Source organism: Kordia sp., from assembly GCF_045105435.1.
Taxonomy (GTDB): domain Bacteria; phylum Bacteroidota; class Bacteroidia; order Flavobacteriales; family Flavobacteriaceae; genus Kordia.
Genome location: NZ_JBGCDL010000075.1, coordinates 1 through 4,586, shown reverse-complemented (window position 1 = coordinate 4,586; position 4,586 = coordinate 1). Strand labels below are relative to the sequence as shown.

Genomic DNA, 4,586 nt, shown 5'->3' with positions numbered 1-4,586 from the left:
ACACTACTTACGATACGAATGTGAGCCTGGAAAACATACATTTTGGGCAAAATCAGAAAACATAGACTTCATTGAAGCTGACTTAAAACCAAATGCAATCTACTTTATTCAAGCCAAAGCAAGAATGGGAATGATAAAAGCATCTGTAAAACTCTACACTGTCGACTTTAAAAATAAACGACAAATGAAGCGAATTAACAGAATATTTAATAAAAAAGAACCACTAGTACCAAACACAGAAAAAATTGCAGAAGAAGCCGTAAAACTGGAAGAAAAAATTCAAAAATGGTACAATAAAATAGCGAAAAAGAAAGAAAAAGGTAGGACAATAAAAAAAATTACAGCAGAAATGGAATATAAAAAGCAGTAATTACATCACTTTTACTATTTTTGTTTTATGGTTGACGGATTACAATACGCAGTTTTATATGGATTATTTCTATCCTTTGTCGCTATTGGACCTATATTTTTTCTATTACTAGAAATAAGTATTACCAAAGGATTTAGAAGTGCTTTAGCTTTTGACTTAGGAGCAATTTTCGCAGATATACTATTCATCTTTTTTGCGTATTACAGTACCTCAAGTCTTATAGAAAAAATAAAAGATGACCCGAACCTTATCATTTTTGGCGGACTCATTCTGTGCGCGTATGGAGTCATTTCATACATAAAAACAGCAAAATCTTTTCGAAAAATAATACGCGAACACTACAATGTTGATACCAATACCAAAAAGAACTTTATAGGATTATTTATAAAAGGATTCTTCCTAAACTTCATAAACTTCGGTGTATTAGCCGGTTGGATTGTAGCAATTGCAACTGCAACCAAATTTACTGGCGGAACAAAACTAGGAATGTTCATCTTTGTAGCTACAATTTTAGTAACCTTATTAGTGATGGACATCACAAAAATTATGTTGGCCAAAAAATTAAAAAGTAAAATGACACCGCGTTTTATCTTCAAAGCCAAAAAATGGGTAAGCATTATCATTATTGTTTTTGGAGCCATAATGATTGCAAAAGGAGTTTTTTCCAGAGTAGTATAAAACACGAACAAAATTACAGATATAAAAAAACCTTCTGATTATCAGAAGGTTTTCTTTTTTTAGAGGCGTCGAGCGGATTCGAACCGCTGTACAAGGTTTTGCAGACCTCTGCCTAGCCACTCGGCCACGACGCCAAAACGTGATGCAAATTTAACCAAATTTACATTCTATGCAACAAAAAATAAGTAATAAATAGGATTCCCACTAACGGCTAGACGTCATTTCAATAGTAACCATTTGAACATTACCACCAATAGGCGGATTTAATTTTGAAACTTCAACAGTTGCTTCATTCGCAATTGCAATTTCATCAAAAATTCGATTCAAAATTCGTTTTGCAGCATGTTCTAATAATTTTGAACGAATTCCCATTTCCTCTTTTACAATTCTATTAATATGAACGTAATCAACGGTATCTTGCAAATCGTCACTCTTTGCTGAGGTTTGCAAATTTGCTTTCACAGCGACATCTACTCTATAATCACTTCCAATTTTACTTTCTTCTTCTAAACAACCATGAAAAGCATAAGCACGAATGTTTGTAACACGAATAATTCCCATAAATATGATACTTTGTGAAGCTAATGTACAGCATTATTGTCAAAAAATCAACTTCCATATTTCCTAAAAAAAGCCTGTAAAAAGGATATTAAAAATAGCTAAACAAACGTATTTTGATGAAAATAATACTGATCTATAAAAAAGCAGCACAAATCAGTTTTAACTACTTTAATATGAGTTAGATAAATCATAGTTATAAACATAAACACGAGTATTTTTATCTAAATTTTGTTAAGAATATATCGCATATTCTTTCACAGAGTAAAAACAATGTTTTTCACTCACAAAACATATATTTCTCTAAGATGTTCCAATGTTGCTATTTTTTCAATCATTACGTCATAAAACATCAAACAAGGTTTTTCGTGTATATTCGGTTGAATTCCTTAATTTTGTCGCTCTATTTTAACTATTATTTGAATACAAAATAATGTCTGAAGAAACAAAATCACTCAATTTTATTGAGCATATCATAGAAGAAGATATAACCAATGGAATGTCAAAAGATAAGTTACGCTTTCGATTTCCTCCGGAACCAAACGGTTATTTACACATTGGACATACCAAAGCTATTGGTATCAGTTTTGGTTTGGGCGAAAAATACAATGCGCCTGTAAATCTTCGTTTCGATGATACAAATCCTGCCAAAGAAGAACAAGAATATGTAGATGCCATCAAAAAAGACATCGCTTGGCTTGGCTATCAATGGGCAAATGAATGTTATTCTTCAGACTATTTTCAAAAATTATACGATTGGACAATTGAACTAATCAAAGACGGAAAAGCCTATGTTGATTCGCAATCTTCAGAAGCAATGGCAATACAAAAAGGAACGCCAACGGAAGTAGGAACAAACAGTCCGTACAGAGACAGAAGTGTTGCAGAAAATTTAGACCTATTTCAACGCATGAAAAATGGCGAATTTAAAGCAGGAACTCACGTATTGCGTGCCAAAATTGACATGGAAGATCCAAATATGCTCATGCGCGATCCGTTGATGTACAGAATATTATATGCACATCATCACAGAACTGGTGACGAATGGTGTATTTACCCAATGTACGATTGGACACATGGTGAAAGTGATTACATCGAACAAATATCACATTCCTTATGTTCCCTAGAATTTAAACCACACAGAAAACTGTACGATTGGTTTAAAGAACAGGTTTTTGAATACGGAAAAACCGAATATCCATTGCAACCAAAACAACGCGAATTTGCACGTTTAAACTTAAGTTATACTATAATGAGTAAACGTAAATTACTCAAATTGGTAGAAGAAAACATAGTTTCTGGTTGGGACGATCCACGAATGCCAACAATTTCTGGCTTACGCCGAAGAGGATATACGTCAGCAGCCATTCGAAAATTTGTAGAAACAGTTGGTGTTGCCAAACGTGAAAACATGATCGATGTTTCGTTGTTAGAATTTTGCATTCGCGAAGATCTAAACAAAACCGCCAATCGTGTAATGGCAGTTTTAAACCCTGTAAAATTGATCATTACCAATTATCCAGAAGGGAAAGTGGAAATGCTTGAAGCAGAAAACAATCCAGAAGATGAAAACGCTGGAAACCACAAAGTTCCGTTCTCAAGAGAATTATATATTGAAAAAGAAGACTTCAAAGAAGATGCTGGAAGTAAATATTTCAGACTCACACTTGGTAAAGAAGTTCGTCTTAAAAATGCATACATCATCAAAGGAGAAAATGTAGTAAAAGATACTGACGGAAACATTACAGAAATTCACTGTACCTATGACACTGATAGTTTAAGCGGAAGCGGAACGGAAGCAAGTGTGCGCAAAGTAAAAGGTACCTTACATTGGGTTTCTATTGCACACGCCGTGCAAGCTGAGGTTCGTGTGTATGATCGTTTATTCTCGGATGAAGCGCCAGGAAGTCATAAAGACAAAGACTTTATGGAATTTATAAACAAAGATTCACTCAACGTAGTAAATGCGTTTGTAGAACCATATTTAAAAGAAGCTAACGTTGGTGATCGTTTTCAATTTCAACGTTTAGGGTATTTCTGTGTAGATAAAGATACTACTGCCGAAAAGTTAATATTTAACAAAACAGTTGGTTTGCGTGATACTTGGGCAAAACAGAAAAAGGTTGCTGAGCATAGTCGAAGTAAACCTGTTCAAAACAATCCAAAACCACAACAGCAGCAATCAACAAGACCAGCCATAGAAGAAATAAAAAAATTAGGTAAAAAATATACAAATCTTCCAGAAGAAAAACAGCAACTTACAAAAGCTAAAATTCAAGAACTAGCCGAGAAAGTTCCGTATCAAGATTTAGAACCGCTATTTGCTACCGCAGCAAAGAAAGCAGGTACGCGGATTGCGGCAATACTTACGTTAGGTGTTCTATTGAAAAACGGTCAAGAAAGAAATGCAAACATTGATGAATTTATTGAAAAAGCATTAGACGATAAAAACGAATTATTGGTTGCAGAAGCACAGCAAATATAAACTACAATTCTTATAAAAATGATAAAAAGACGCTACGAAAAAGTAGGGTCTTTTTTTGGTCTATATAATATAACAATCAGGGATTAATTTTGTAAAAAAGAGACTCATACACAATTATAAAAGCAATAATATCCTCAAAAATGTTAACATTTTTTTGCTAACTAATCATTATATTAGCAAGCTAATTATATTTTTATAAAAATTATCCTCAAAACACTGTTGATAATATAAAAATACAGTTAGACCCTATATAAAACTTAATTAAAATTGTCATGAAAAAAATTACGCTAGTAAAGAGCTTCCCAGGCTCTTTTACGCTCATGTTAATGGCAGTAATCTTCTTAAACTGTACGTTAGCATCAGCTCAAAATACACTACTTTTCCAAGATGAAGAGATTACAATGCCAAACAACATAGCATCATTTAATTGGGATTCAATGCCAACATCTGCAAAATACAACAATGGATATTTTGCTTGGGCACATTTTAGCCAAA

4 protein-coding genes, 1 tRNA gene and 1 pseudogene are annotated in these 4,586 nt (G+C 33.3%); 4 read left to right on the top strand and 2 right to left on the bottom strand.

Features of this window, described 5'->3' with window-relative positions; all coding sequences use genetic code 11:
* Together AB8B65_RS03525 and AB8B65_RS03520 are read left to right on the top strand one after the other, a co-directional pair.
* Positions 1–370 (top strand): annotated as a pseudogene (locus tag AB8B65_RS03525) (hypothetical protein); the annotation flags it as partial.
* 27 nt (positions 371–397) lie between these two features.
* Entirely contained in the window at positions 398–1,048 is a 651-nt protein-coding gene (locus AB8B65_RS03520; RefSeq protein WP_405299475.1) for a LysE family translocator, read from the top strand.
* A 63-nt stretch (positions 1,049–1,111) separates the two neighbouring features.
* On the opposite strand, the gene AB8B65_RS03515 is transcribed toward AB8B65_RS03520, so the two are convergent.
* Positions 1,112–1,182, bottom strand: a tRNA-Cys gene (locus AB8B65_RS03515).
* Between the two features lie 70 nt (positions 1,183–1,252).
* Positions 1,253–1,609: a dihydroneopterin aldolase gene (gene folB, locus AB8B65_RS03510; protein WP_405299474.1), complete on the bottom strand. Its 357-nt coding sequence runs from the start codon at positions 1,607–1,609 to the stop codon at positions 1,253–1,255.
* A gap of 430 nt (positions 1,610–2,039) precedes the next feature.
* Here folB and AB8B65_RS03505 point away from each other — a divergent pair, with 430 nt between their 5' ends.
* Together AB8B65_RS03505 and AB8B65_RS03500 are read left to right on the top strand one after the other, a co-directional pair.
* Positions 2,040–4,091, top strand: a complete 2,052-nt coding sequence (locus AB8B65_RS03505; RefSeq protein WP_405299473.1) for a glutamine--tRNA ligase/YqeY domain fusion protein — start codon at positions 2,040–2,042, stop codon at positions 4,089–4,091.
* A gap of 272 nt (positions 4,092–4,363) precedes the next feature.
* On the top strand, positions 4,364–4,586 hold a 223-nt coding region (locus AB8B65_RS03500), incomplete at its 3' end, for a hypothetical protein (RefSeq protein ID WP_405299472.1).